At 57.2% G+C, this 25725-nt stretch carries 20 protein-coding genes; 9 read left to right on the top strand and 11 right to left on the bottom strand.

Going from position 1 to position 25725, the window contains the following annotated elements:
* Positions 1-2 precede the first annotated feature (2 nt).
* The 5 genes from FGU71_RS04465 to FGU71_RS04445 all read right to left on the bottom strand — a co-directional run bounded on the left by FGU71_RS04465 (position 3) and on the right by FGU71_RS04445 (position 6300).
* On the bottom strand, positions 3-947 hold the full coding sequence (locus FGU71_RS04465) for a sugar-transfer associated ATP-grasp domain-containing protein (RefSeq protein WP_142787443.1): 945 nt from the start codon (positions 945-947) through the stop codon (positions 3-5).
* Positions 940-2061: a 7TM domain-containing protein gene (locus tag FGU71_RS04460; protein ID WP_142787442.1), complete on the bottom strand. Its 1122-nt coding sequence runs from the start codon at positions 2059-2061 to the stop codon at positions 940-942. The genes FGU71_RS04465 and FGU71_RS04460 overlap by 8 nt, the downstream gene beginning before the upstream one ends.
* Positions 2051-2998: a hypothetical protein gene (locus FGU71_RS04455; RefSeq protein ID WP_185960194.1), complete on the bottom strand. Its 948-nt coding sequence runs from the start codon at positions 2996-2998 to the stop codon at positions 2051-2053. The genes FGU71_RS04460 and FGU71_RS04455 overlap by 11 nt, the downstream gene beginning before the upstream one ends.
* Before the next feature lie 259 nt (positions 2999-3257).
* Positions 3258-5663, bottom strand: a complete 2406-nt coding sequence (locus FGU71_RS04450; protein ID WP_142787440.1) for an FtsK/SpoIIIE family DNA translocase — start codon at positions 5661-5663, stop codon at positions 3258-3260.
* Positions 5664-5724: 61 nt separating this feature from the next.
* Entirely contained in the window at positions 5725-6300 is a 576-nt protein-coding gene (locus FGU71_RS04445) for a thiamine phosphate synthase (RefSeq protein ID WP_325053166.1), read from the bottom strand.
* Between FGU71_RS04445 and FGU71_RS04440 the strand changes: the two genes are divergently transcribed.
* The gene (locus FGU71_RS04440; RefSeq protein ID WP_142787439.1) at positions 6284-6949 is read left to right on the top strand and encodes a YggS family pyridoxal phosphate-dependent enzyme; all 666 of its coding nucleotides are present in this window, start codon (positions 6284-6286) and stop codon (positions 6947-6949) included. The genes FGU71_RS04445 and FGU71_RS04440 overlap by 17 nt on opposite strands.
* Positions 6942-7397, top strand: a complete 456-nt coding sequence (locus tag FGU71_RS04435; protein WP_142787438.1) for a hypothetical protein — start codon at positions 6942-6944, stop codon at positions 7395-7397. The genes FGU71_RS04440 and FGU71_RS04435 overlap by 8 nt, the downstream gene beginning before the upstream one ends.
* 56 nt (positions 7398-7453) lie before the next feature.
* Here the strand turns inward: FGU71_RS04435 and FGU71_RS04430 are convergent, their stop codons facing one another.
* The 3 genes from FGU71_RS04430 to FGU71_RS04420 form a co-directional block, all read right to left on the bottom strand.
* Positions 7454-9793, bottom strand: coding sequence for a TonB-dependent receptor (locus FGU71_RS04430; RefSeq protein WP_142787437.1), 2340 nt, complete (start codon positions 9791-9793; stop codon positions 7454-7456).
* A 104-nt stretch (positions 9794-9897) separates the two neighbouring features.
* Positions 9898-12672, bottom strand: a complete 2775-nt coding sequence (locus FGU71_RS04425) for a [protein-PII] uridylyltransferase (protein WP_142787436.1) — start codon at positions 12670-12672, stop codon at positions 9898-9900.
* Between the two features lie 61 nt (positions 12673-12733).
* Complete coding sequence (locus FGU71_RS04420; protein ID WP_142787435.1) at positions 12734-14452, bottom strand: class I adenylate-forming enzyme family protein; 1719 nt, start codon at positions 14450-14452, stop codon at positions 12734-12736.
* Positions 14453-14649: 197 nt separating this feature from the next.
* On the opposite strand from FGU71_RS04420, the gene lgt reads away from it, so the two are divergent.
* The 3 genes from lgt to FGU71_RS04400 are packed head-to-tail and all read left to right on the top strand — an operon-like array spanning position 14650 to position 17669.
* Positions 14650-15525 (top strand): prolipoprotein diacylglyceryl transferase, encoded by an 876-nt coding sequence (gene lgt, locus FGU71_RS04415; protein WP_142787434.1) that lies wholly within the window; start codon positions 14650-14652, stop codon positions 15523-15525.
* Positions 15420-17177 (top strand): class I SAM-dependent methyltransferase, encoded by a 1758-nt coding sequence (locus FGU71_RS14295; RefSeq protein ID WP_325053165.1) that lies wholly within the window; start codon positions 15420-15422, stop codon positions 17175-17177. Before lgt ends, FGU71_RS14295 begins: the two co-directional genes overlap by 106 nt.
* 60 nt (positions 17178-17237) lie before the next feature.
* The gene (locus tag FGU71_RS04400) at positions 17238-17669 is read left to right on the top strand and encodes a DUF2147 domain-containing protein (RefSeq protein ID WP_142787432.1); all 432 of its coding nucleotides are present in this window, start codon (positions 17238-17240) and stop codon (positions 17667-17669) included.
* A 5-nt stretch (positions 17670-17674) separates the two neighbouring features.
* Here the strand turns inward: FGU71_RS04400 and FGU71_RS04395 are convergent, their stop codons facing one another.
* The 3 genes from FGU71_RS04395 to FGU71_RS04385 are packed head-to-tail and all read right to left on the bottom strand — an operon-like array spanning position 17675 to position 21505.
* Entirely contained in the window at positions 17675-19240 is a 1566-nt protein-coding gene (locus tag FGU71_RS04395; RefSeq protein WP_142787431.1) for an ABC transporter permease/substrate-binding protein, read from the bottom strand.
* Positions 19240-20046 (bottom strand): ATP-binding cassette domain-containing protein, encoded by an 807-nt coding sequence (locus FGU71_RS04390; protein WP_142787430.1) that lies wholly within the window; start codon positions 20044-20046, stop codon positions 19240-19242. Before FGU71_RS04390 ends, FGU71_RS04395 begins: the two co-directional genes overlap by 1 nt.
* Positions 20047-20074: 28 nt before the next feature.
* Entirely contained in the window at positions 20075-21505 is a 1431-nt protein-coding gene (locus FGU71_RS04385) for a sensor histidine kinase (RefSeq protein WP_325053186.1), read from the bottom strand.
* Between the two features lie 252 nt (positions 21506-21757).
* On the opposite strand from FGU71_RS04385, the gene FGU71_RS04380 reads away from it, so the two are divergent.
* From FGU71_RS04380 to FGU71_RS04365, 4 genes are all read left to right on the top strand, one after another.
* Positions 21758-22939, top strand: a complete 1182-nt coding sequence (locus tag FGU71_RS04380; RefSeq protein WP_142787428.1) for an acyl-CoA dehydrogenase family protein — start codon at positions 21758-21760, stop codon at positions 22937-22939.
* Entirely contained in the window at positions 22939-23238 is a 300-nt protein-coding gene (locus FGU71_RS04375) for a DUF1330 domain-containing protein (RefSeq protein ID WP_142787427.1), read from the top strand. The genes FGU71_RS04380 and FGU71_RS04375 overlap by 1 nt, the downstream gene beginning before the upstream one ends.
* A complete protein-coding gene (locus tag FGU71_RS04370; RefSeq protein WP_142787426.1) occupies positions 23235-24842 on the top strand; it encodes a carboxyl transferase domain-containing protein in 1608 nt (535 codons plus the stop codon). The genes FGU71_RS04375 and FGU71_RS04370 overlap by 4 nt, the downstream gene beginning before the upstream one ends.
* Before the next feature lie 240 nt (positions 24843-25082).
* On the top strand, positions 25083-25712 hold the full coding sequence (locus FGU71_RS04365; RefSeq protein ID WP_142787425.1) for a lysophospholipid acyltransferase family protein: 630 nt from the start codon (positions 25083-25085) through the stop codon (positions 25710-25712).
* Positions 25713-25725: the final 13 nt, after the last annotated feature.

Raw genomic sequence — 25725 nt, 5'->3', positions numbered from 1 at the left:
GCCTATTTGAAATCCTCACCCAGCTGCGCCATTTGAGCCTTTAGGCCCAATTGGCAAATGTTCTGGATTTCAATGCCGGGGTGCGCGTTCACTTCAATGATCAGCGGGCCATCGTTCTTGTCTAGAACGATGTCAGATCCGCTATACCCCAGCCCGATGGCGGGGCCGCATCTTCCGGCCAGTTCCAGAACGCGGTCCCAACCGGGCACCTGATACCCGATCAATTTGGTGCCGGTATCCGGGTGGTGAGTGATTTCTACACCGCGCACCAGAGCGCGGGTGATCCGGCCGGTTTCCAAAGAAACGCCTGCACCAATGGCGCGCTGGTGAAGGTTTGCCTTTCCGTCCGATGCATTGGTCGGCAGGCGCAGCATCGCCATAATCGGTTCGTCATGCAGGCAAATGACGCGCAAATCGGGCAGGCCTTCGGGGACCAGATCGGCCAAGGTCGGATCGGCGATGATCAGCGGTTCAATCAAGGCTGCATCTTCGCTGACAGTGTCGCCGGAGAAGCCGCCATCGACGACTTTCTGGATGTGATGCATTACATCTGTCACCGTTAACGGAGTGCCTGAGCCTTTATACCAGACATCCCCCTCCCGCCTAACGGCGAGCAGAATTCCATCGCCTTGCGATCCGCGAGCGGGTTTGATCGCCCACGCATCGGGCATATCGCGAGCTGGTTTGAAAGCATTGAGTTTCTGGTGATCGTCAATCACCGCTACTGTACCGGTACAGGCGATCCCTGCGGCTTCCAATGCGACCTTAGCGGCCACTTTGTCGCGCGCTCGCTCGATTGCGCTGCGTGGATTGTATTTGGCAATCAACGCGTTGCGCATATTGATCCCGAGGATCTCATCAAGAGCGACCATCGGAATGGGTTGCATGCCGTGACCGGCTTTGCGCGGGGTTTCCTTGCCCCAGAATTGACGGAAGGATTCAAACATCGTCGGCAGATCCTATTAACCAGGTCTTGTTCACGGGAAACTTCTCAGATGCGCTGAAACGAGCCCCGAACTGGGACTCGCTATTTGGCGTGACGGGTTCTTTGTGGTCGGGGTCCGGCCTTAGTTCGACCGGTTCCACCTCTTCGAAAGAGGTGATTTCCCAGACTCTGTGGATAGGCGGACTTCGCCCATGAACGGGTTTTGATTCGTCAGGCACTTTGGGACTGTCTTGATGTTCCGCATCTTCGGGTATTCTGCGGGTGTCAGCTGCACCCACGCGCCGGTCCTCGGCGGCGCCTTCCAACGCCTCGCTCTCTCTCGCAACCCGCCGCCGTTCCAGCCAGATCGGCGCAAAACGGCCAATCTCGGTTACCCTCAATCCGCGATATCGGCCAAGTATCGCAATCGCCAGACCGGTGAAGGCCGGCATCAAAAGCGGTGACCACTCGATCAGCATGAGCGCAATGTGAGAGACCATGACAAACTGGATCACGACCGAAATCATGAATGTGTTGAATGCTTGCCAGGCGGCTTCTTTGGGTCCGTCTTTTTCCCACTGACGCCACCAGCGTTCGACCACCAATGCGCAAACGATTACCGGAAACGCATCGACTTGCAGCTGCGTGTCGAGGACCATTTGCAGACCGACAAGCACCAGCACGATCAGCGAGATCAGCACGCCTAGAAAGCCCACGCGGGTCATGCGCAATTTGAGCAAGGTTGGTGTCATCACCATGCCTGCAAGAACCGAAGAACCAAGCACGACAGGGCCCATGACCGGACCAATCTGGAGGAAGGCGAGAGCGATCAGCATCGGGGTAAACAGGCCAAATGCTTTCAGACCGATAAAGCTGCGCGCCAGCACAACCAGAAACGCACCCAATGGCAGGACCATCAAAAGGTTGGATGGTTTAAGGCCCCAGACCGCCTGTGAGGTTGCGATCCCCTCGAACGAGGATGGCATAGCAAAAAAGGTCTCGGTATTCGCGAGACCCAGTGCCACCAGCACAGCGAGGGCAAGACCCACGCCCAAGCCGATATAGAAGGGCCGCTTAACCTGAGGGGTCGCGCGCTCCCGTATCTGCCTGATTTTGGAGATCAGATCAGAATACATACCCTACCGATATCGTTAGCCGGTAGCCCTCACGCTCGCGAAGAGGTTCGTTGCTGTCTGAAAATACGTATTTGGCTTCGCCTTCGATCCGCCAGCGATCTGGCCACCAAAGCACTTCGATCTCGGGAACGACCAGTTGATCATTACGGCGCGCGCCCGCATCGGTCAGGCGGCCGTCAAAACGGGTGTTCAGAAACTCAATCGCAGGCCGAACCCGCAGATCGGGTGTAATCGGTCTTGTGTAGGATACGCGCGCTGACTGACGTTCAAATCCGCGCCGTGGATCATCCGATTCGATCGATTCTGCGCGCAGATCGAATGTCAGATAGTGGTACCGTCCTAGGCGGCGGCGATATTGTGCATCAACGCGCGGTCCCGAACCGTCTGTCTCCAGCGCAGTGCCATTATCGTAATTGCGGTCGCGCCATGTGCCGCGGACGGTGAAGCGATTGGCGCGCTCTGGTTCATATGTGAGCGCGGCGGACCCTTGAAGCTCGTCAGTGTTGCCTGATTCAGCGGTTACAAAATCATCATAGTGGCGAGCGCGAAGCTCGACTTCCCATTCTTTGCTCAGATCTTGTTGGAACTGTGCGGTGAACCGATCACGCGCGGTATCGGCGCGATCTTCGCCAAGGCGAAACACTTCGATACGGTCCGCTTCGATCCGGAACCGGGTGTCTTCATCTTCGAAATCAACGCCGACCTGAGCGCGCAGAGTAAACGCATCGCCATCGACGACCAATTGTTCATCGCGGGTCGTGCTTTCGGCGCTGATAAAGGCGAATTCCACCCGTGCATCAGGCGACAGGACCCATTTGCTGTCATCCTGAGCCAAGGCAGGCGCAGACACGAAGGCTGCTACGCAGGCTGTGGCAAAAAGGCTGAGCAGAGCACCTCGCATCGCGAAACCACGCTTCAAGACAGTCCGATTGATCATCTCAGTGGATATACGCAGGGGTCGTTTACAAAATCCTAACCCTGATTTTAAACCACGCAGATTACCGATCCCGCGCGCACACCGCCGCTGGCCGGGCGTGCAGACCCAAGATCAATTAACCAATGTTACGGGATATTGCGCAGATGCCACCCATCTGCCGCCAGTCACCTGCCACCAGTCACCTGACACCAGTCACCTGCCGCCACACGCGAGCGCGTAATTGTGGCCCTATTGGCCCAATGCAAATGCGATCCGCAGATTAAAGCGGATTGCCATCCTGATCGCGGAAAATTTCGCGTCGGCCAACATGGTTCGCAGGCCCGACCAGGCCTTCGCTTTCCATGCGCTCGATCCATTTGGCCGCGGTGTTGTATCCCACGCCCATCTGGCGTTGCAGCCAGGACCCTGAAGCTTTCTGGTTTTCAATTACGATCTGGCAGGCCTGACGATATTTGCGTTCATCGGGATTGTCTGATGCGGTCAAATCGTCTTCGAATGTCAGCCCGCCGCCATCGGCGGGTTCTTCGGTAACGGCTTCAATATATTCCGGCGATCCTTGCGCTCGCCAGAAATCTGCAACCGCCTCAACCTCTTCATCGCTGACAAACGGGCCGTGGACGCGGACCGTTGCGCCTGTGTTCGGTTTATACAGCATATCGCCCTTGCCCAGCAGCTGTTCGGCGCCTTGCTCACCCAGAATGGTGCGGCTGTCGATCCGGCTTGTAACCTTAAAGCTGATGCGGGTTGGCAGGTTGGCTTTGATAACACCTGTGATGACATCGACCGATGGGCGCTGGGTCGCCATGATCAAATGGATACCCGCCGCGCGCGATTTCTGGCTGAGCCGCTGGATCAGGACTTCGATCTCTTTGCCAACCGTCACCATCAAATCGGCAAGCTCATCCACAATCAGCACAATCTGGGGCAATGGTTCGTAATCGAGCTGCTCTTCCTCGTACAATTGTTCGCCAGTGTCGGGGTCAAAGCCTGTTTGTACGCGCCGGCCAAGCGGTTTGCCCTTGGCCGCAGCGGCCCGGATCTTTTCGTTAAAGCTGTTGATGTTGCGCGAATTGATCGAGCTCATCATCCGGTAACGGCGCTCCATTTCCTCGACCGCCCATTTCAACGCGCGGACCGATTTGTGCGGTTCGGTAACCACCGGGGAAAGCAGATGCGGAATATCGTCATAGCTTTTCAGCTCGAGCACTTTGGGATCGATCAGGATCAAACGGCACTCTGCCGGTGTGAAATGATACAGCAATGACAAAAGAATGCAGTTCAGGCCGACCGACTTACCCGATCCGGTGGTCCCTGCCACAAGCAGGTGAGGCATCGCGGCAAGGTCTGCCACAACCGGCTCGCCCGCGATATCCTTGCCCAGAATGATGGGCAGATTGCCTTTGTTTTCTGCGAAATCGGCACACGCGGCTAGTTCTTTAAGCATGACCATCTGGCGATCGGTGTTCGGTAGTTCGATCCCCATCACCGTCTTGCCGGGAATAGGTGAAACGCGCGCAGAGATTGCTGACATGTTGCGTGCGATATCTTCGGCAAGCCCTACGACGCGGCTGGCTTTGATGCCCGGTGCAGGCTCCAGCTCGTACATGGTGACAACAGGGCCAGTGCGAACGGCGGTAATCTCGCCTTTCACATTGAAATCGTCGAGCACGTTTTCGAGCAGGCGCGCATTGCGCTCCAATGCCAGTTTATCGAGCTTTGGTCCTTTATCTTCGGGCGGTTCGGCCAACAATTCCAGACTCGGCAAATTGTAGGCGGCGAACATATCGCGCTGGTTCTGCTTTGCTGGCGCGGCTTTTTTGGGCGGTGCGGAAGGATCGGATATCTCGGGTGCACGCCGCGGCGCAGGCTCGGGGCGGTCCGGTGAAGGTTCGGTTTTGAGTTTGGCTGTGCGCCGCGCTTTGTCTGCCGGGGCTTCGATTTCGTCTTCGTCAACATAGGTAAGGCGCGGCTGCCGCTCCCACCGGATAAAGGGAATGCGCGACAGAGCAGCTGTGCCGACTGCGCTTTCGCCAACAAATTCCGGCAAGGTCAGCAATGCACGCCAATCTATCGCGAAGACCCGCGTCAACAGGCCAACTCCGCCCGCAAGACAGGCGACCAACGCGCCCAGAATGATCCAACCTGATGCGCTATCGCCAAACCGGTTCGCGATTGCCTCAATCGCAGATGCACCGAGCAGGCCGGAAATTCCGCCCAATTGCGCAGGCAATGTGCCGCCCGGACCATCGAATGCAAGCGACAGAAACGTGGCCAAAAGGACTATAGCCAAAAGCAGCAAGCCCACAGGCCGCCACCAGCGGGTGGTTTCAGGCTCATCGCCGTTTTCAACATCGCGCCACAATTTTCGCGCTGAAATATACAGTAAAGGCAGCAGCAAAATGGCGGGCAGGCCAAATGTGAACAGCACGCGATCGGCGGCCCAGGCGCCGCTTGCACCCATCCAGTTGCTCACTTGGTCAGGGGATGCCGCGGTCGATGGGCTGGGGTCAGTCTGGGTATAGCTCATCAAAGCAAGCGCAAGGAAAACCATCGCCGCCAGCAGCATGGCTGCGCCCGTCATTTGCGCTGCACGGCGCAAACTGCGCCGCAATCCTGCGCGCCAGTCTGCGGTTGATTTTCGAGTGTTGATAGCGCGGGTCGCCATGGGTTGCTCCTATTGGAACACACCATGAATCCTCGGAGAGTCCGGGTCAAGCGGCGTGAGACTAGCTGAGCCCGTCAATCGCGGCCCATCGCGGCCATTTGAGAGTCCGTGCGCGGCCAGAATCCATCCCGCCCAAGGCAATAACAGGGGACCTTGAGTGCTGTGCAAGCAAGCGGAACCGGACCGGGCCGAGCGTTTGGCCGCCGGGATGTGTGCGCGTGGGAAATATTGGTGAAATCAGAACGGCATCTGAACCATATCGGTTTGCAAGACCGACCTCGCGCAGATCATGCGCGCTAGAAAGGTGCAGCAAGCCGCGTCTTTTGGGAGTAAGCGCGCGGGGCGGACCATAAACACCGTCTGCGCCCCATTCTGCCGCTGTCAGCGCGCTATCGGCCAGAATAATTACATGTCCGGCACCTATGGCGATCCGGCGCAAGGCGCGAAACCTTTTGAACCGCGCGCGGTCATGCAAATGATAATGCCGGTAAATGAAACCGGAGCCCTTGGGCAATCGCCGCAGCGCGCGTTCAAGCACGGAATCGTTGCGATGATCCGAAATCAACCAGATTGCAGGGAGGGATTGGTCTTGCGGCACTTGGCGCTTATAGCGCGCAACCATGGAAAATGCAGCCACCCGTCTCGCCGAAGTCAAAGCCAATATCGCGCGCATTTGCAAACCTGCGCGGCGTGAGGTCGACGACGTCACTCTAATTGCAGTCAGCAAAACCCATCCGACTGATCGGATCACACCGTTGCTGGAGGCCGGTCACCGCGTGTTCGGTGAAAACCGCGTGCAAGAGGCGCAGGAAAAATGGCCCGCTTTGCGAGAGCAATACCCGGATGCCGAAGTGCATTTGATTGGCCAGCTGCAATCGAACAAGGCCGAAGATGCAGTGCAATTGTTTGATTGTATCCATGCCCTTGATCGACCGAGCCTGCTCAAGGCCTTGGCCAAAGCGATGGACAAGGCGGGCAAACGTGTCCCGTGTTTTGTGCAGGTGAATATCGGGGACGAAGATCAAAAAGGCGGATGCCCGATCAACCAACTGCCCGACTTTCTCGGGAAAGTGCGCGATGCCGGCGTTCCTATTGCCGGTCTGATGTGTCTGCCTCCTGCGGATATTGAACCGGCGCCTTTCTTTGCGCTTCTCGCCAAACTTGCCCGCGACAATGATATTCAAGGATTATCGATGGGTATGAGCGGCGATTATGAAACTGCCGTGCAATTGGGCGCGACGCATATCCGGGTTGGTACGGCTCTGTTCGGTCCGCGCGGTGGCTAAACCGTTTGAGCAGTTTGAAAAACGGTGGCTGGCACGTTTGAACGAAGGGGCCACCGCGCACTTTCACCACGCTCCGCTAATTTCAGGCACAGGCCTTTACTTGGCCGCCGCTGACGCGTTCGTGAGCGGTTTGGGCTATAAGCCAATTGGCTTTAACTGGGAATTGCTCGATCCTGTGCGCGATGCAGGTTCAGCGCGGTCTGCACTTGGCCAATTGGCTGCGGCATTTGCCCATGACATCGGCAATCCTTCAAACGAATGGCTTGGACAAGCGGCGGCGGCAGAATGCGCAGAGGCACTTTATGGCGCATTTGATCCTGCGAGTTTGACGGTCGTCTCAAACCGCTATGACGGGCTTTGGAACCCGATTTCGGGCGCTTCGGTTGAATGGGGATTTGTCTGTTTTGACGACGCAAAGATCGCCCTGCTGCTGATCACGGATGCATAAAAAAGGGGCGCCCCTGCGGACGCCCCCTTTCAATTATGTCGCTGTCAGCGTCCGAATTAGAATTCGAACAGAGCCTCAACACCGATATTCCGGCCGCGTTGCAGCGGCGAGAACGTGCCGCCACTCGGCGCATCGCTGAAGGGTTGACGCACACCGGTAGAACGCGGTCCGGGAAATGGCAGCTGCGTGTCACCGCCGGCCTGAACCTGATCGAACAGGTTACGACCATAGACCGAGAAGGACAGGCCATCCATCGGGGTTACCCATGTGATGTTGGCTTCAAGGTTGCTCATGTCCTGAATGAAACCGAGATTGTCATCGGTATAGGCGAACTCGTCGCGATACTGATAATTCACGCGGGTCAGGATTTCGCTGTCGCCCAGGAACAGTTCATGGATAAAGCCCATGCCCCACGTTACTTCGGGAACGCGCGGAATCCGCAGAGCGAAATCGGCATCGGTGATGATACCGCGACCATCGCCGGAAATGTCGAACAGAATGTCATCATATTCGTCATCAATCAGACCGATATTCGCGGTGATGATCAGCGAGTCAGACACTTTCATACGCGCTTCTGCTTCAAATCCGAGGATCGTCGCATCGGCGGTGTTTACGATGTTCTGCACCACACCTGCACCCGGATCGGCCAGGTTAACTTCGCGCTGCATATCCCGGACCTTGGTCATGTAACCGGCCAGGTTCAGGGTAAAGGCGCCGTCGACCGTCTGGAATTTACCGCCAATTTCAAAGTTATCGACCTGCTCTTCGCCAAAGAAGAGGTTGCCGGTTTCCTGAACGGCGAATTCAAAGACAGGGATGTCGGTGATCCGGAAATTGTATCCGCCCGAACGGAAACCGCGGGTCCAGTGACCATAAACCTGGCTGTCATTGAATTCATACTGCACGCCGAGTTTAGGCGAGAGATTGCGGAAGGTAACGCTGTCTGAAAAACCATTGTCTTCGGTCGGAATGAACGAATTCACTCCGCTTGTCGGACAGCTTCCGTCGATTACCGAACATTCGGCGCGCGGGCGGATGAAGGTGACATCTGCGTCCTTGGTTTCCTGGCTCCAGCGGATACCGCCAATGACCGAGAAACCGTCCGTCAGGTAGAACTGGCCGTTGGCAAATACGCCAAGCACTTCGTGTTCCTGACGGCCGCCACCGTAGAAAGTGAGCGGGGTTGCAACCGGAATATCGCGGCGCTCAGTATAGGCGAGGTTTTGATCAAAGTAGAAACCGCCGAACGTCAGGTCGAAACGGTCGGTCGAGATTGCATAGCGCAGCTCGTTCGAAATCTGGTCCTGCTCTGTGTCAGTGCTTGAATGGAACAGGAACAACGGTGTTGAATCGATGTCCGCATCGGTCGCCGCGACATAATCGCGGTAGCCAAAGATATTGGTAAGCGTACCCGGGCCGATGTCCCATTCGGCGGTGACCGAGCTGGTCCAGATTTCGGTATCGTAGAAACCGCGATTATCGATCGCGAAGTCGAATGTATCACGCTCAAAAATGCTGCGGTTCTGGCCGTTTGGTCCGTCACCGGCTGATTCGAAGTAGTCCAGTTTACCTGTGATCGTCAGGTCACCAAAACGCGCTTCGAGTGCACCGCGAAGGATCGTGGTTTCGGCGAGGCCAAAATTCGAGCCATCGAACAGGTTCTCAAAATAACCCTGATCGTTGTTGTGATACGCGGCGACTTTGAACAGCAGCTTATCTTCGATGATCGGGCCGCTTACAACGCCGCTGACGGTGTAGTTTTCGCCGCCACGGCCTTCATCGATCGGGCCATCGACAGCTGCGCGGAATTTGCCGCGGAAGTCTTCCGATGGGCTGGTCGTGTTGATCAACACTGCGCCGCCGGTCACGTTGCGACCGAACAGCACGCCTTGTGGACCGCGGAGGATTTCGACGCTCTCAAGGTCAAAAATGTCGAACACAACGCCGCCGTTAATGCCGAGGTATACGCCATCGACAAATACACCAACGGTCGGATCGATCGAAGGGATCGAGGAGTTGATGCCAAGTCCGCGGATCGAGAAGTTCGCGGTGCCGCGGCTCGTTCCGATCTGATCGAGTGATACGTTTGGCGCCTGGAATGTCAGGCCCTGAACATCGCGGACTTTGAACGCTTCGAGTGTGTCAGCGTTAAAGGCGGTGATGGCCAAAGGCACGTCTTGAACGTTTTCAGCGTTCTGGGTTTTGGTGCCAGTGACAACGATGTTGCCGATATTGGCCAATGAACCGCGTGCCTGTGGTTCTTCTTCTTCTGCCGCTTCATCAGCAGCCGGGGCGTCTTGGGCTTGGGCTGCGAAAGGCAGTGCAGCCGAGCTGCACAGCAGCAATGCAAACTTAGTCAGCGCCGGCATGCGCCGCGCAGTGGTACGAATAATCATGTAAATTTGCTCCGAAACGTAGGGGCGCCGGCCAATACAGGTCTGTTTTTAAAATGCAACCGCTAGTGTCAGGCTATTCTACGAGCGGCATAGTCAGTGCGACATTATGCGTCTTCCAAGAGCCGCTGCTTGCGATCACTTGCCGCCTCCAGAAGCGCTTTCTCGATCTCTGCCAGACGCTCCGCAACCAAGACCTTTGCGCCGGTCAGATCGGTGACATAAAACGTATCGACAGCGGTTTCGCCGTATTCGGTAATGTGCGCTGATTGCACGATCAGGTTCGCTTTATAAAGCGCATGGGCAAGCCGGTTTAACAAAGCCGGTCGGTCCCGCGCCGATACTTCGATCACGGTGAAGTGGTTGGACGCGGAATTGTCAAAATTGACATGCGGCGCAACATTAAAAGCCTTTGCGCGCGCATGGTTGAGCGGCCGCGCGGCAAGCTTGGGTACCAGTTCCCCTTGCCCGAGCAAGGCTTTGCGAATGCCCTCTTTAAGCCGCGATATCTGGGTCTCCTCGCGGAATGGTTTGGCATGCAGATCTTGCACCAGGAAATTATCAATCGCATAGCCGTTTGACGCGGTATGAATGCGTGCATCGATGATGTTTGCCCCGGCAAGGTGAATTCCGCCAGCCATGCGATAGAACAATCCGGGGTGATCGGGCGCAATGACACTGACAAGCGTGGCGCCGCGTTCTTCATCGACTTCGCAGTGGATCGACAGGTGATCTTTGATCCGCCGCGCCTCTTCATACTGGATCAGGTTTTTGGCGATGATGTCTTCGGGTTCGGCGATCCAATAGGCATCGGTCAAAATATCCCCGGCCTGGACAACGAGGTGAGATTTTTCGCCTAGCAGCTCTGTCGTTGCAGCCTTTTTCGCAGCGACCCGCTCGGCCCGGCCATGGCGTTTATGGCCAAGCCGCATCAGTTCTTGCGACGCGTCATACAATTCGCCCAGCAGCTGGCCTTTCCAGCTGTTCCATGTCCCCGGCCCCACCGCGCGAATATCGACTGCGGTCAGGATCGCGAGATTGCGAAGGCGATCCAGATTTTGGACCTCTCCTACAAAGTCCTCGATTGTTTTGGGGTCGGTCAAATCGCGTTTTTGCGCGGTTGAACTCATCAAAAGGTGTTGCAGGATGAGCCATGCCACCAGATCGGTTTCCTTGGCATCCAATCCAAAGCGCGGGCACAGTTTGTGGGCAACCTCGGCCCCCAGAACCGAATGATCGCCGCCGCGGCCTTTCGCGATATCGTGCAGCAAGACAGCGACATATAAAGCGCGCCGCGAGCTGACCTTGTGAATCTCACGGGTTGCACGCGGGTGGTCTTTATCCAGCAGGCCGCGTTCAATCTGGCTAAGCAATCCAATGGCGCGGATCGTGTGTTCATCCACGGTGTAGTGATGATACATGTCGAATTGCATCTGCGCGTTCACGCGGCCAAAATCTGGCACAAATCGGCCAAATACGCCCGCTTCATTCATCCAGCGAAGGGCAGTTTCAGGGTCGTTGCGCCCGCCAAGCAGGTCAAGAAACAGGGCGTTGGCGCGGGCATCCTTGCGGATCGCTGCATTGATCAATTTCGAATCGCGGTCTGTCTGCCGCATGGTTTCAGGATGGATTTCCAAACCCTCGGCCTCAGCCAATTGGAAAATTTCAACGAGCCGTACCGGGTCTTTTGCGAACCAGTCATCGCCGGGCGCGCGCAAACGGCCGCCTTCGACCATGTATCCTTTGAGTTCGCGTCTTTTCTGGCTCCAGCCGGCGAAAAATCCGCTGCGGATTTTGGATTTCGACGATTCTTCCTCAAGGTGGGACAAGAACACGCCGGTCAGACTGCCGACGCGCTTTGCCTGCATAAAATAGTATTGCATGAAGCGTTCAACCGCGCTTTTGCCCGGACGGTCGGCAAAATTCATGCGTTCGGCAACCTGCCTTTGCAGGTCAAAAGTCAAACGGTCTTCTGGCCGATCGGTTAGCACGTGCATGTGACACCGCACCGCCAGCAAAAACCCCTCGGCTCGGCGAAAGCCGCGATATTCCGCGTTGGTGAACAGCCCGACATCAACCAATTGAGCGGCTGAATCCACACGGTGGGTGTATTTGCCAATCCAATACAAGGTCTGAAGATCGCGCAGCCCGCCTTTGCCTTCCTTGACATTAGGCTCCACGACATAACGGCTGTCGCCCATGCGCTTGTGCCGCTGGTTTCGTTCATCAAGTTTTTGCGTCAGAAACAGCTTTTCGCTGCCGCGCACTACATCCTTCCAAAACCGTTGACGCAGCTCTTCATAAGTCGCCTGATCCCCCCAGACCAGCCGCCCTTCAAGCAGCGCCGTGCGGATGGTCAGATCATCGCGCGCCATTTTCATCGTGTCGGCAATCGTGCGGCTCGAATGGCCCACCTTCAGGCCAAGATCCCACAGCACGTACAGCATCGCTTCGATCACCTGTTCGCACCACGGCGCGCGCTTCATCGGCGTGATAAAGGCGATGTCGATATCGGAATGAGGGGCCATTTCTGCGCGCCCGTAACCGCCGACCGCCAAGATCGCGAGCCGCTCGGCTGCGGTCCGGTTATGGACGGGATAGACGTGCTCGGTCACGTAATCATGGATCACGCGGATCACCTGATCGACCAGAAAGGCATGGCCGGCGGTGCAATCGTGCCCGGCGGAGGGTTTTTTCAAAAGCCTGTCGGCAAGCTCGGCGCGGCCCGCATCCATCGCTTCGCGCAGGGCGGCGATGACGGGCATTCGGGCTTTTTCGCCATGCTCGTTGACGAGGTCGTTCATCTGCTCGGTCAGAGCACGGCGATCAACAATTGCACGCTGTTTGGGAACGCGGCGGCTGGGGGGTGTCCAGTCAGTCATTGCGCCTCTTTAGCAGGTAAAGAGGCGCAATGAACTGAACTTTCTAAAAACTCTTGCCTGATTAGGCCGAAGCGAGCTTTTCGGTGTATTCTGCGCGCAGCGTCTTTTTGTCGATTTTCTGCGTCCCAAGGCGCGGGAGCACATCGGCAACCGGGAAAATATGCTCTTCCAGTGGCACCTTGAACGGCGCCGTGTGGCTGAGCAGAAATTCGCGCATTTGCGCCGCGCTCATCGGATCACGCCCTTCTTTTACGCGGATCACGGCTGCCGGCACTTCGCCCATACGTTCATCGGGAAGACCAAATACAGAGCATTCGGCGATATCATCATGCGCGTAGATCGCATCTTCCACTTCGATACAGGAGATGTTCTCTCCCCCGCGAATGATGATGTCTTTCTTACGATCAACGATGAACAGATATTCGTCTTCATCAAGATAACCCAGGTCACCCGTGCGGAAATACCGGTCATCGGTAAAGGCATCCCTGGTTGCCTCGTCATTGTTCCAGTAGCCGCGGAAATTGGCGACCGAACGGATGCAAACCTCGCCAATAGCGCCCTGTTCAAGCTTGTTACCGTCATCATCAAGAATGGCGAGATCGACCAAAGGCCGCGATGGGCGTCCGGTGGAGCCGGGCTTTGCAAGGTAGTTTTCGTTGAAATTGCCGCACCCGACCGCATTGGTTTCGGTGAGGCCATATCCAAGCAGAGGGAATCCTTCGGGGAACGCTTTTTTGATCTTGGTAACGTGTTCAACCGGACGCGGAGCGCCGCCAGCGGCGAAGCTCTTGCACGATGAAAGGTCGTATTTCTCGCGGTCTGGGTGGGTCGCCATCTCGTAACTCATCAGCGGCACGCCGACGAAATAAGTGACCTTTTCGGACTCCATCAAACGCAGCGCTTCTTCGGCGTCCCATTTGGGCATCAACACAAGCTTGCGCGCGATTGCATAGCTTTGCAGGAACAGCGGAATTTCGCCGGTCACATGGAACAGCGGAACCGCGATCAATGCGCATGGCTGTGCGCTCACATCCTGACCCTGACTTTCCAGCAGAATCTTGGCCATCGCACTTTGCGCGACGTAATTCATCACACCGTTCACAACGCCGCGATGATCGGACCAGGCACCTTTGGAATTGCCGGTCGAACCTGATGTGTACAGGATGGTCGCAATATCATCTGGCCCGATCTGGCCCAGCACCTGCATGGCAACAGACGATTGCAGATCGGCCGGCTGAGCCCAAATGCTGGACAGGCCTTCTGATGGTGCATTGTGATCTATCAGGATCAGTTTGGCCGAATGGTCGGTGCCCTCCAGCCGCTTTGCCCGGCCAACATCTGCCAGAACGATCTTACATTCCGCCAGACGGACGCCGTAAGCCAGCTCTTCCCCGACCCAGAACCCGTTGAGCAATGTGGCGCAGCCGCCAGCCATGATGATGCCCATATAGGCAATCATCCAGTTGGCAGAGTTGCGCGCCGCGATTCCGATCCGGTCGCCTTTTTCGACGCCGTGATGTTTGACCAAACCTTCTGCAACGCAAACTGCCGCAGCATAAGTATCGCCAAAGGTCAGACGCAGATCGCCATCCACCAGAAACGGCACATCCTTATGCTCGTTGCAAAAGTGCGCAAAATAATGCGCCAAGGTGGGGGGAGCGCCTGCGAAGGTAGGCATTTCGACACCATCACGATCAAACGGTACGGTGACAAATGGCTGACCTTCTTTGGTCAGTTCGCCCATGATCGCTTCAAGCGCATTGTCCAGCTGGGTGGCCATGCGAATTTCTCTCCTTAAGGTCTAATCCATCCTTGTGAGCTGCTCTCTGCGGAACCTGCTCTGTGTGCTGTGACCAAAGCCGAAAAGGTTATCAGGCCGTTTCTAACAAGCCTTTCCCCAAACGCCCGGCTGTGCCACAAGCCGCCCGACCGAAGTCGCGTTTGCGGCTTTTGAAAAGCTATTAAGAGGTTCCACGGGTGCTGTCACTACTTGCTGCAAGCGGCGCCGCTGCCGATCCGATTTACTGGTCCGATCTGGGCCTGTTTCCGGGCTTTGACCTCGGCTTTTTTACGCTACGGTTCTATTCGCTTGCGTATCTTATTGGTGTGCTGTTCGCATATTGGCATTTATCAAAAATGCTCAAACAGCCGGGCGCCCCGATGGCGCAACGTCATGCTGATGATTTGTTCTTTTATTGCACGCTTGGGGTCATTTTGGGTGGCCGCATCGGCTATTCGATTTTCTACCAGCCGAATCTTTGGTCCAATCCGCTGGACGTGCTCAAACTGTGGGAAGGCGGGATGAGCTTTCACGGTGGTTTGATCGGCGTGCTGCTGGCGATCGCTTGGGTAACGCGCAGCGGACAGCTCTCTTTCCTGAGAGTGTGTGATTATATCGCTGTCAATGTGCCGATGGGTATGATGCTCGGGCGGCTGGCGAACTTTAACAATGGCGAGCTGTGGGGCCGGGCCAGCGATGTGCCGTGGGCAATGGTATTTCCCGATCCGCGCGCTGGCGAAATTGCGCGCCATCCCAGCCAGCTGTATCAGGCCGGTCTGGAAGGGCTTGCGCTGCTGATTGTGTTGATGCTCTTGTTCTGGAAGACCAATGCGCGCTACCGCCCTGGTCTGCTTGTGGGTGTGTTCACTCTGGGTATGGGGATCGCCCGCTTTGTTAACGAATTCTTTCGTGAACCTGATTCACAATTGGCAGAGTTCGCAGCGCGAACCGGATTATCGATGGGGCAATGGCTAACAATACCGCTGATCTTGATTGGGTTGATTGTAACGCTTTACGCGGTGACGCGGAAACCGGTGGGAACCGGCAGCGTGAGCGAGACGAAGCCAGCCTGAATGAAAAGGGCGTGTGGCGCCCGCGCGGTCTGCAACTGATCGATCCTGAAATCGCAAAAGACGCGCCCGCCCCGGATGAAGCCGGGGCGAAAGCCGCGCGTGAGGCGGAATTGAAAGCGCAGGCAGCTGCGAAAGCAGAAGCGGCTCAGAAAGCAAAAAAGCGCGAAGAGGCTGCAAAGCAAGCCGAGCAGGAAGCTCGGCAGTTGGCGCAGCGTAAAGCCAAAGACGAGGCCGATGCAGCGGCTGCGCAGAAAGCCGAAGCTGACGCGAAAAAGGAAGCGGCAGCAAAAGCGAAAGCGGAACGCGAGGCGGCGGTTCAAGCCGAAGCCGAAGCGTCCAAACAGGCCGAGCTGAAGGCGCAGGCAAAGGCCAAAGCAAAAGCCGAAGCCGAAAAGCAGAAACAGGCTAAAGCCGCAGCGGACGCCCAGAAGCAGGCGGAGCTTGCAGCGAAGAAGGCCGAGGAAGAAGCGCGCAAACGTGCCCGCGAGGAAGCCGAGCTTAAGGCCAAAGCCGAAGCCAAAGCAAAAGCCGAAGCCGAGGAAAAGGCGCGCAAAGCGGCCGCGGCCAAAGAGCAGGCCGCCGAAGAAGCACGGGCGAAAGAGCTCGCCTCGCTTGATCTCGACAAGACGTTCCGCCGTCTGATCCGGGAAAACGGACCACTCAGCCTCGCTCAGTATATGGGCGAAAGCAACGCGCGGTATTACGCGAGCAGAGACCCCCTTGGCGATACCGGTGATTTCATCACTGCGCCCGAAATCAGCCAGATGTTCGGCGAGCTGGTCGGCCTTTGGATTGCCGATTTGTGGGTGAAGATGGGTGCATCGAAGAACATCCATTTTGTCGAACTGGGGCCGGGCCGGGGAACGCTGAGCAAAGATGCGCTCAAGACTGCGGGCAAATACGGGTTTGATCCGCATATCCATTTTGTCGAAGGATCGCTGGAGCTGCGCAAATTGCAGCGCAAGGCTGTGCCTACGGTGCGTTTCCATCATGATCTTTCGACCTTGCCGGATGATCGCCCGCTATTGATTGTTGCGAACGAGTTTTTCGATGCCCTGCCGATCCATCAGCTGGTCCGTTCGGCGGATGGTTGGCGAGAGCGAATGGTTGGCCTTGAAGGCGACAATTTCGCCTTTGTCGCTGGCGATAAACCGATGGATGCAGTTGTCCCGCCCAGCTGGAAAGAGGCACCGCAAGGCACGATGATCGAAACAAGTGCGGCCGCATCGACAGTGATGGCCGAGATCGCTCGGCGACTTACGAATCAGGGCGGCGCTGCTTTGATCATTGATTACGGCGCGGCAGAATTACGGTCAGGCTCCACCCTGCAGGCGTTGAAAGAGCATACCAAGGTGGACCCGCTTGCGCATCCTGGCGAGGCGGACCTGACCGCGCATGTTGATTTTGAGCTGTTGCAAGCGGTCGCCGCCAAAAACGGCGCGGAGGTCATGGGTCTTCAAACTCAAGGCGAATGGCTGCGGCAATTGCACATCGACACCCGGCTGGAGGCACTTAAGCGGCAATCTCCGAAAATGGCGGATCAGTTGCAGCGGCAACGGGACCGGCTGGTCGAAGATGATCAGATGGGCTCTTTGTTCAAGGTGCTGGGCGTTTGCGGTCGCCGCTGGCCGATTGGGGAAGGGTTTCAGTAACCCCGTGTAACCTTTGGGCCGCATTGCCCGTATGGTATGTATATATTCGGGAGAGAAACCATGATCACGCGTGCTCTTGTATCAGTTGCGTCAGTTGCCGCGGCCTTTACCCTCGGCATGTCGCCGGCCTTTGCTGCTGATCCGGTGAATGGACGGTGGATTACCGAAGACAAGGACGCAGTGGTCACGATTCAATCGTGCGGCGCGGTGACCTGCGGGACGATTTCCCGCTTTCTGGTGCCTCCGCCTGATGGACCGGGCCAGCGCGATATCTACAATCCTGACCCCGCAAAAAAGAAACGCAAGCTGTTGGGCCTGCCGATTTTGACACAGTTCAAAGCCGAGGCGGCGCAGTGGCGGGGACGGATTTACGATCCCAAAAGCGGCAAGAGCTATCGCTCGATCCTGCGCCGGAAAGACGCCAACACGCTGGAGGTGAAGGGGTGCATCGGCCCGTTTTGTCAAACGCAGCTTTGGAAACGCGCGAAATAAACCGATCAAAGCCCGATTTTTTTGGCCAGCTCTGCCGCCGCGTCGGCGGGGCTGAGTTTGCCTTCGCCCTCGCGGTCCACTGCGAAATTTGCCTCCCGCATAACCTCGACGCTGATCCCGCCGATCAGGGGCATTAGCGCCTCTGCAATGGCGTCTTCACCGGCGACGCGCGGGGACATCATGACCATCGCATCATAGCTGGGCAGAGCCTCGCGCGGGTCCTCCAAAATGATCAGCCTGTCTGCCGCGATGCGGCCATCGGAGGTGTAGGCGCTGATCACGTCGGCTTCGCCCGAACGCAGCGCGTTGTACATGAAAGTGGGTGAGAAATTACGCGTCTCGCCAAATTCCATTCCGTACGCATCGCGCACTGCAATCCATTCGGGCCGTTCAAAGAATTCCGGGTCGCCTCCGACAGTGAGATTGCCTGCCACCGGCACCAGATCGCCGAGCGAAGTTATGCCAAGCGCGTTTGCGCGGTCTGCGCGCATGGCAAAAGCATAAGCGTTCTCAAAACCCAGCCGCCCGAGCACCCGAACTCCGTTTTCCTCGCGCTCCCACGCTTTGATCGTTTCATACATCGCATCACGTCCGGGATTATCGGTCCGTTTGAGATTGTTGGTCCAGATCGTACCGGTGTAATCGACCGAAACGTCGATATTTGAAGAGGCCACGGCGCTGTGAACCACCGCCGATCCCAATCCGTCACGATATTCGACTTCGAACCCGGCTTTCCGAAGCTGCGCGCCGATGAGCTGGGCAAGGATATATTGCTCTGAGAATTGTTTGGAAGCGATAACGATCGGGCCCAGATCACCGTCTTCGCGCTGTTCACCGAACCAGTCATCACCGAATTGGAATATGATCGCAGCCATCAGCCCGAGCGCTACGGCGAGAAACCCGCTGCCATATTGCCAGCGATTGCGGGCCGCGAGACCGCGTTCAATCAAGCCGAGCAGCATATCGGTCACCAAAGCCAAGGCAGCGCTGGCGAAACAGCCTGCCAGCACCAAAGCCCAATTCTGGGTCTGGAGGCCGGCAAAAATTGGATCTCCCAGGCTGGGTTGCCCGATGGTGGTGGAAAGCGTCGCTGCGCCGATGGTCCAGACGCTGGCGGTGCGGATCCCTGCCATGATGAACGGCGCGGAAAGCGGGGCTTCGACAAGGCGTAATTTTTGCCATTTTGTCATGCCGACGCCGTCTGCGGCTTCTAATACGCCCGGGTCCAGATTGGCCTGAGCCGTGACTGCGTTTCGCAAGATGGGTAAAAGCGCATAGAGCGCCAGCGCAAGCAAAGCGGGCAGAAATCCAAGCGTCGGCAGGCCTTCGCCAAAAACGCTTCTTAAGGAAAGCAGGATCGGGAAAAATAACGCGAGCAAAGCGAGCGCAGGGATTGTCTGGACCAGACTGGCAAAGCCCAGTGCCACGCGGTTCACCGTTTGCGAACGGCTGGCCCAGACTGCGAGCGGCAAGGCCACTGCAATGCCGAGCCCGATTGCGCTGGCTGCCAAGACGATATGGGCGGTAAGTTTGTCACCAAGGCCAAAGAGGATTTCAGCAAAATCTTCCATCAGGCTTTAACCGCGCCGGGCGCGCCAGCTTCCATAGCCGCCAGCCTTTCAGCCTGATGGCGCGGGACCGATACCAGACCCTGCGCGATTTCACCGCCTTCGCCTTTGAGCAATTGGTGCGGGGTGCAATCTGCCTGGAGCTGGCCCGAATCCATCACCAGAACGCGGTCCGCCAGCAGCAAGGCCTCGGCCATATCATGGGTCACCATGATCGTTGTCAGGCCCAACCGTTCGTGCAGCTCGCGCACTTTCTCACCCAGCGCATCGCGGGTAACCGGATCGAGCGCGCCGAAAGGTTCATCCATCAAAAGCAGTTCGGGATCACCGGCCAAAGCGCGGGCAACCCCGACGCGCTGACGCTGACCGCCGGACAGCTCATCCGGCATCCGCTCTGCCATGTCCGGCTCCAGCTCCACCAGTGTCAGCAGCTCTGCAATCCTTGCATCCGGCAGAGTTTCGCCCGCCAGTTTAGGCCCGATGGCGATGTTTTCTCCCACGGTGAAATGCGGGAACAGGCCGATGCCTTGAAAGACATATCCAACGCGGCGGCGCAATTGCGAAGGTTTGAGTGTGGTTACGTCCTCACCATTGAAGAGCACGCAGCCCTCGCTTGGCGTGATAAGCGTATTGACCATTTTAAGCAGGGTCGATTTGCCGGAACCGGATGCCCCGACCAAAGCGACAAAGCTGCCTTCGGTGATCGTGCAATCGATGCCGCCCACGGCAACCACTTCGCCCGAAGCGCCATATCGGCGAACGACCTTGTCAAAGGTGAGAACGCCGGGTGAATGATTGGACAATGCCATATTGTTAAGTGCGATAGCCGCAGCAGCGCTATTGGGCCAGCCTCTCAAGCGGAAGCGTGATTTCGACCTGCAAGCCTTCACTGCGCCAGGCCTGTTTGATTGTGCCGCCCATCTGTTGCTCAATCGACATTTTGATCAGACGCGATCCGAATCCGGTGTTTTCGGGCGCAGCCGTTTCCGGGCCGCCTGTTTCCTGCCAGCTGATAGCCACAGCATCGCTTGTGCGTTTGATTGTGATCGATAGCTTTCCGCCTGCCACACTCAAGGCACCATATTTTGCAGAGTTGGTGGCGAGTTCGTGGAACGTCAAAGCCAGGGGCGTCGCAGAACGCCTGCCGGTGGGCACATCATCACCTGAAATGCTGACCGCAGAGTTACCCTCAGTGCCGTACGGCGCCATCAGAATAGTCAGCAAATCTATCAGGTTTTCTTCGGATGGCTTGCCCATCTGCAAGGCAAATTCCTGAGCCCTGGAGAGCGCGCGAATATTGTCGGCAAGCATTGCGCCGAATGCTTTATGCGCAGGATCATTGTTAGAATGCAGCGTTATCAATCCGATGATCACGGAAAAGATGTTCTTGATCCGGTGCGCGAGCTCTCCGGCCAGCAATTCGCGCTCTTGCGAGATCCGGTAGGCATCGTCGATATCGGTCAACGTGCCATACCAGCGCGCTGTTTCGGGATCGTGGGTAGAGGGCACGGCGCGGGACAGAACCCAGCGATAAGTGCCATCGGCCCGTTTCATGCGCCATTCGTCTTCAAACAGCTCAGCCGTTTTGACCGCCTCGGTAAACTTCCTAAGCGATGCGTCGTAATCGTCCGGATGGATGACTTGCCGCCATTCTTCCACGTCTCGCGGTGGAGGAAGGCCGGTTGTTTTCTCCCAGCGCGCATTGAAGTAATCGAACCGTCCGCCTGCTGCGGCTGACCACGCAATGTCGGGTACGCTATCAAGCACAAATTGAATGCGCTGCGCGCTGAGTTCTATTTCGGTTCCGGTGCGATTGGCCTCGCGGTGCGCTTCGATGCGCCGCATTACCGCCTCAGCCAGCACCTTGAGCCCTTCTTTCTGGACCGCGCCAAGTGGTTTGTCGCGCGGGATGATATCCGTAACGCACAATGCGCCCAGCGGCGCGCCTTCGCTGGAGATAAGCGGCGCGCCGACATAATATCGCAGATGCTCGGTCCCGGTGACCAGCGCATATTCGCGGAAGCGTGTGTCTTCGTTAGCGTCCAGCACTTCGAGAAGATCGTCGCCCAGCATGGTGGTTGCGCAGAAACTGGTGGAGCGCGGTGTGCAGGCCTCCGACATCCCTTTGGATGCGATGAATCGCTGATGCGCTTCATCCACCAGACTGACCGATGCCGCCGGTGCATCGCAAAGATGGGCGGCAAAACGCGCGATCCGGGCCAATTCCTCATCGCCCTGCAATGTGTCTGGATTAAAGCTGGCAAGCACAGCCAAACGCTTTGCCTCGCCGGTAAATTCCGGCGCGGGTGGGGTGCCAATCGGCCAAAGGATGGGCTCTTCGTAGGTCAGCTATCGTTCCATGCAATTGCGAACCGGATCGGCATACAACAGTCTTGAATTGCGTCAAACGCCGGAGGGACATTGGCCTTTGCGGGCGGCATTGCTAAGGCCCGAGCAACACTATCACTTTGCCGCCGGTCGATTGTACCGGCGGATATATCAGACACAGGCAGACCCGATATGCGCTCCACCCCAGATTTTGATTTCCAGCTTGGCGAAGCCGCAGAGATGATCCGCGACAGCGTTGGCCGCTTCGCCGATGAACAAATCGCCCCGCTTGCCGAAAAAATCGACCGCGAGGATTACTTTCCGCGCGCCGAATTGTGGCAGGCCATGGGCGAGCTTGGCCTTCACGGTATCACGGTCGAAGAGGCAGACGGCGGTCTAGGCCTCGGCTATCTTGAACATGTGATCGCGGTTGAAGAAGTCAGCCGCGCCAGCGCCTCGCTCGGTCTGTCTTATGGCGCACATTCAAACCTGTGCCTCAACCAGATCCGCCGCTGGGGCAATGACGAACAAAAGGCCAAATATCTGCCAAAAATGATCAGCGGCGAACATGTCGGCAGCCTCGCCATGTCCGAAGTTTCCGCCGGATCAGATGTGGTCTCCATGAAACTGAAGGCAGAGGCGACCACTAAAGACGGGCAGGACGGATATGTTCTGAACGGCACCAAATTCTGGATCACCAACGCGCCCGAAGCTGACACTCTGGTTGTATACGCCAAGACAGACGGCAACGCTGGATCGCGCGGCATAACCGCATTCCTGATTGAAAAGGGCGATGCGGGCTTCTCCATCGGTCAGAAGATCGAGAAAGTCGGCATGAAAGGTTCGCCCACAGCGGAGCTGGTGTTTGACGATTGCTTCGTTTCGGAGGACCGCGTGATGGGTCCGGTCAATGGCGGCGTCGGTGTCCTCATGAGCGGTCTGGATTACGAACGCGTGGTGCTCGCCGGATTGCAGCTGGGCATCATGCAGGCGTGTCTCGACACGGTCATTCCGTATCTGCGTGAACGCAAACAGTTCGGCAAACCTATTGGCAGCTTTCAACTGATGCAGGCCAAGGTTGCGGATATGTATGTCGCGCTGCAAACCGCTCGTGCCTATACGTATGCCGTCGCCAAAGCGTGCGATGCGGGCCAGACGACCCGCTTCGATGCGGCGGGCGTTATCCTCTATTCCAGCGAAAGCGCGTTCAAGGTCGCCGCCGAGAGTGTTCAGGCGCTGGGCGGAGCTGGCTATACCCTCGACTGGCCGGTTGAACGCTATATGCGCGATGCCAAACTGCTCGATATTGGCGCGGGCACGAACGAAATCCGGCGCATGCTGATCGGGCGCGAGCTGATCGGGGCGGCAGGGTGATGCCAGTCTACATGATCTCCCGCATGACCATCCATGACCGCGCAGAGTATGACAAATACGAAGAGCGCTTCATGGATATTTTCGATAAATTCGACGGCAAAATGCTGAGCGTGGATGAAGAGCCGCAAGATCTGAGCGGCAAATGGAACGCTACGCGGTCTGTCCTGATCGAATTCCCGAGCAAACCGCAGCTCTTCGCGTGGCTAACCTCGCCCGAATATCAGGAAATCGGCAAGTTTCGCGATGCGGGCAGCACCGCCGAGGCGATCATTGTCAAAGGTTTGGAGGAGAGCGAATGACTGCACCTGTTCTCTCATCGAAATTAGATCGTGAAGCGCCTGATGCCAAAGTGCGGTTTGCCCACAACAAATCGCTTGCCACCGGACTGCGCGCGCATGTTGCCAAGGCGGCTTTGGGCGGGCCTGAACGCAGCCGCGAACGCCATGTCTCGCGCGGCAAGCTGCTGCCCCGTGAGCGGGTGGAGCGCTTGCTTGATCCGGGCTCACCGTTCCTCGAGATCGGTCAGCTTGCGGCGAACGGCATGTATGAAGGTGACGTGAGCGCCGCGTCGCTGATCTGCGGGATCGGGCGCGTGTCGGGCCGTCAGGTGATGATCGTGTGCAACGATGCCACGGTAAAGGGCGGCACCTATTACCCGATGACGGTCAAGAAGCACCTGCGCGCGCAGGAGATTGCGCAGGAGAACCGCCTGCCTTGCATCTATCTGGTCGATAGCGGCGGCGCGAACCTGCCGCATCAGGCCGAGGTTTTTCCCGACCGCGACCATTTTGGCCGCATCTTCTTCAACCAGGCAAACATGAGCGCGCTAGGCATTCCGCAGATCGCCTGCGTCATGGGCAGCTGCACTGCGGGCGGCGCTTATGTACCGGCCATGTCCGACGAGACTGTGATCGTGCGCAATCAGGGCACGATCTTTCTCGCCGGACCGCCGCTGGTGAAAGCAGCGACGGGTGAGGAAATCACCGCTGAGGATTTGGGCGGCGGTGATCTGCACGCTAAGAAATCGGGCGTGGTCGATCATCTCGCTGAGAATGACGAGCACGCGCTGACCATCGTGCGCGATATCGTCAGCCATCTGGGCGAGAACACCGGCGCGGCGAAAGACATTTCGCTGAAAGACCCGCGCCCGCCCAAATACGATGCCGATGATCTCTATTCGATCATCCCCGATGATGTACGCGCGCCATACGACGTAAAAGAAGTGATCGCGCGGCTGGTCGATGGCAGCGAATTTCACGAATTCAAAGCGCATTACGGCAGCACGCTGGTCTGCGGTTTCGCGCATATCTGGGGCATGCCGGTGGCGATCCTCGCCAATAACGGCGTGCTGTTTTCCGAAAGCGCGCAAAAAGGCGCACACTTCATCGAACTCGCCTGCCAACGCCGCATCCCGCTGTTGTTTCTGCAAAACATCAGCGGCTTCATGGTCGGCGGGAAGTATGAGGCTGAAGGCATCGCCAAACATGGCGCAAAGCTCGTCACAGCGGTCGCCACCGCCACCGTGCCTAAGATCACAGTGGTCATCGGCGGCAGCTTTGGCGCGGGCAACTACGGCATGGCAGGCCGCGCATATTCCCCGCGTTTCCTGTTCACCTGGCCCAATGCGCGCATTTCCGTAATGGGCGGAGAGCAAGCCGCGAGCGTGCTTGCAACGGTTCACCGCGATGCGGACAAATGGAGCGAAGAAGAGGCCGAGGCTTTCAAAGCCCCCATCCGCCAGAAATACGAAGATGAAGGCAATCCCTACTATGCCACTGCGCGCCTGTGGGATGACGGCGTGATCGACCCTGCGCAGACCCGCGACGTGTTGGGGCTGGCGTTTGCGGCGACGCTGGAGGCTCCAATCGCCGAGCGCCCCGCGTTTGGCGTGTTCAGGATGTAGGCCCTGGAAACGTCATTTGCTCCAAGAGCGAGTTGTCGAAAACGAAAGCAGAAGCCATTTGCGTTTTATCAGGGAGGCTTGAGCGATGCGAAAATCCAGAACGAATTTCGCGGATTTTTCCAAGGGAAGAAATTCAGCCAGCCAATCGAGCAAGCACGTGGCTAGTGTGAAACCCGCACCCTTTCCCTTGCGTAACTCCCCCGATTGAGGGCACAGAGGCAGCTCGGGGAGAGAACAACATTGCAACATAATGAAACTCGCAGCGTCAGCCTGCTGTCACGGATTGTGAACCGGATTATCGTCTGGATCTATTCGTGGAAGGGTTGGCGGATCGAAGGGCCGCTGCCCAAGAACCTGAAAAAATACGTGATCGCGGGCGCGCCGCACACATCCAATTGGGACTTCGTGTTCTTTGCAGGCGCAACCTTTCATGAAAAAGTGCAGCCCAATTTCATGGGCAAACACACTCTGTTTCAGGGAATGATGCGCAATTTCATGCTCGATATGGGCGGAATTCCGATTGACCGGTCTGCGAAAACGAATGCTGTCGAACAGGTGGCGGCAGAATTTGCCACGCGTCAAGAGCTGGCGCTGGTGATCGCATGCGAAGGCACCCGCAAAACCGATGGTAAGTGGAAATCGGGTTTCTACAATATCGCGCAAGCAGCAAGCGTGCCGATTGTACCTGCCTTTGCCGACAATGAACGGATGGTCATCGGGTTTGGTCCGCCGATGATCCCGACGGGTAATTACGGCGAAGACCTGCTGACGCTCGCTTTATGGTTCCAGTCCAAAATTCCCGGCTATGAACGCTATCTGGTGCTGGAACAGCAGGCGCGGGATATTATCGCGGGCAAGAACGACGTTTAATGCTGCACTCGCA

Source organism: Erythrobacter insulae (genome assembly GCF_007004095.1).
GTDB classification, from domain to species: domain Bacteria; phylum Pseudomonadota; class Alphaproteobacteria; order Sphingomonadales; family Sphingomonadaceae; genus Erythrobacter; species Erythrobacter insulae.
This window is presented reverse-complemented; position numbering and strand designations above follow the sequence as displayed.

Excerpts from the sequence above, each read along its gene's own strand:
- FGU71_RS04465 (WP_142787443.1), bottom strand. The coding sequence starts at position 947 with ATGTTTGAATCCTTCCGTCAATTCTGGGGCAAGGAAACCCCGCGCAAA.
- FGU71_RS04460 (WP_142787442.1), bottom strand. The coding sequence starts at position 2,061 with ATGTATTCTGATCTGATCTCCAAAATCAGGCAGATACGGGAGCGCGCG.
- FGU71_RS04455 (WP_185960194.1), bottom strand. The coding sequence starts at position 2,998 with ATGATCAATCGGACTGTCTTGAAGCGTGGTTTCGCGATGCGAGGTGCT.
- FGU71_RS04450 (WP_142787440.1), bottom strand. The coding sequence starts at position 5,663 with ATGGCGACCCGCGCTATCAACACTCGAAAATCAACCGCAGACTGGCGC.
- FGU71_RS04440 (WP_142787439.1), top strand. The coding sequence starts at position 6,284 with ATGGAAAATGCAGCCACCCGTCTCGCCGAAGTCAAAGCCAATATCGCG.
- FGU71_RS04430 (WP_142787437.1), bottom strand. The coding sequence starts at position 9,793 with ATGATTATTCGTACCACTGCGCGGCGCATGCCGGCGCTGACTAAGTTT.
- FGU71_RS04425 (WP_142787436.1), bottom strand. The coding sequence starts at position 12,672 with ATGACTGACTGGACACCCCCCAGCCGCCGCGTTCCCAAACAGCGTGCA.
- FGU71_RS04420 (WP_142787435.1), bottom strand. The coding sequence starts at position 14,452 with ATGGCCACCCAGCTGGACAATGCGCTTGAAGCGATCATGGGCGAACTG.
- FGU71_RS14295 (WP_325053165.1), top strand. The coding sequence starts at position 15,420 with ATGGCTAACAATACCGCTGATCTTGATTGGGTTGATTGTAACGCTTTA.
- FGU71_RS04400 (WP_142787432.1), top strand. The coding sequence starts at position 17,238 with ATGATCACGCGTGCTCTTGTATCAGTTGCGTCAGTTGCCGCGGCCTTT.
- FGU71_RS04395 (WP_142787431.1), bottom strand. The coding sequence starts at position 19,240 with ATGGAAGATTTTGCTGAAATCCTCTTTGGCCTTGGTGACAAACTTACC.
- FGU71_RS04390 (WP_142787430.1), bottom strand. The coding sequence starts at position 20,046 with ATGGCATTGTCCAATCATTCACCCGGCGTTCTCACCTTTGACAAGGTC.
- FGU71_RS04380 (WP_142787428.1), top strand. The coding sequence starts at position 21,758 with ATGCGCTCCACCCCAGATTTTGATTTCCAGCTTGGCGAAGCCGCAGAG.
- FGU71_RS04375 (WP_142787427.1), top strand. The coding sequence starts at position 22,939 with ATGCCAGTCTACATGATCTCCCGCATGACCATCCATGACCGCGCAGAG.
- FGU71_RS04370 (WP_142787426.1), top strand. The coding sequence starts at position 23,235 with ATGACTGCACCTGTTCTCTCATCGAAATTAGATCGTGAAGCGCCTGAT.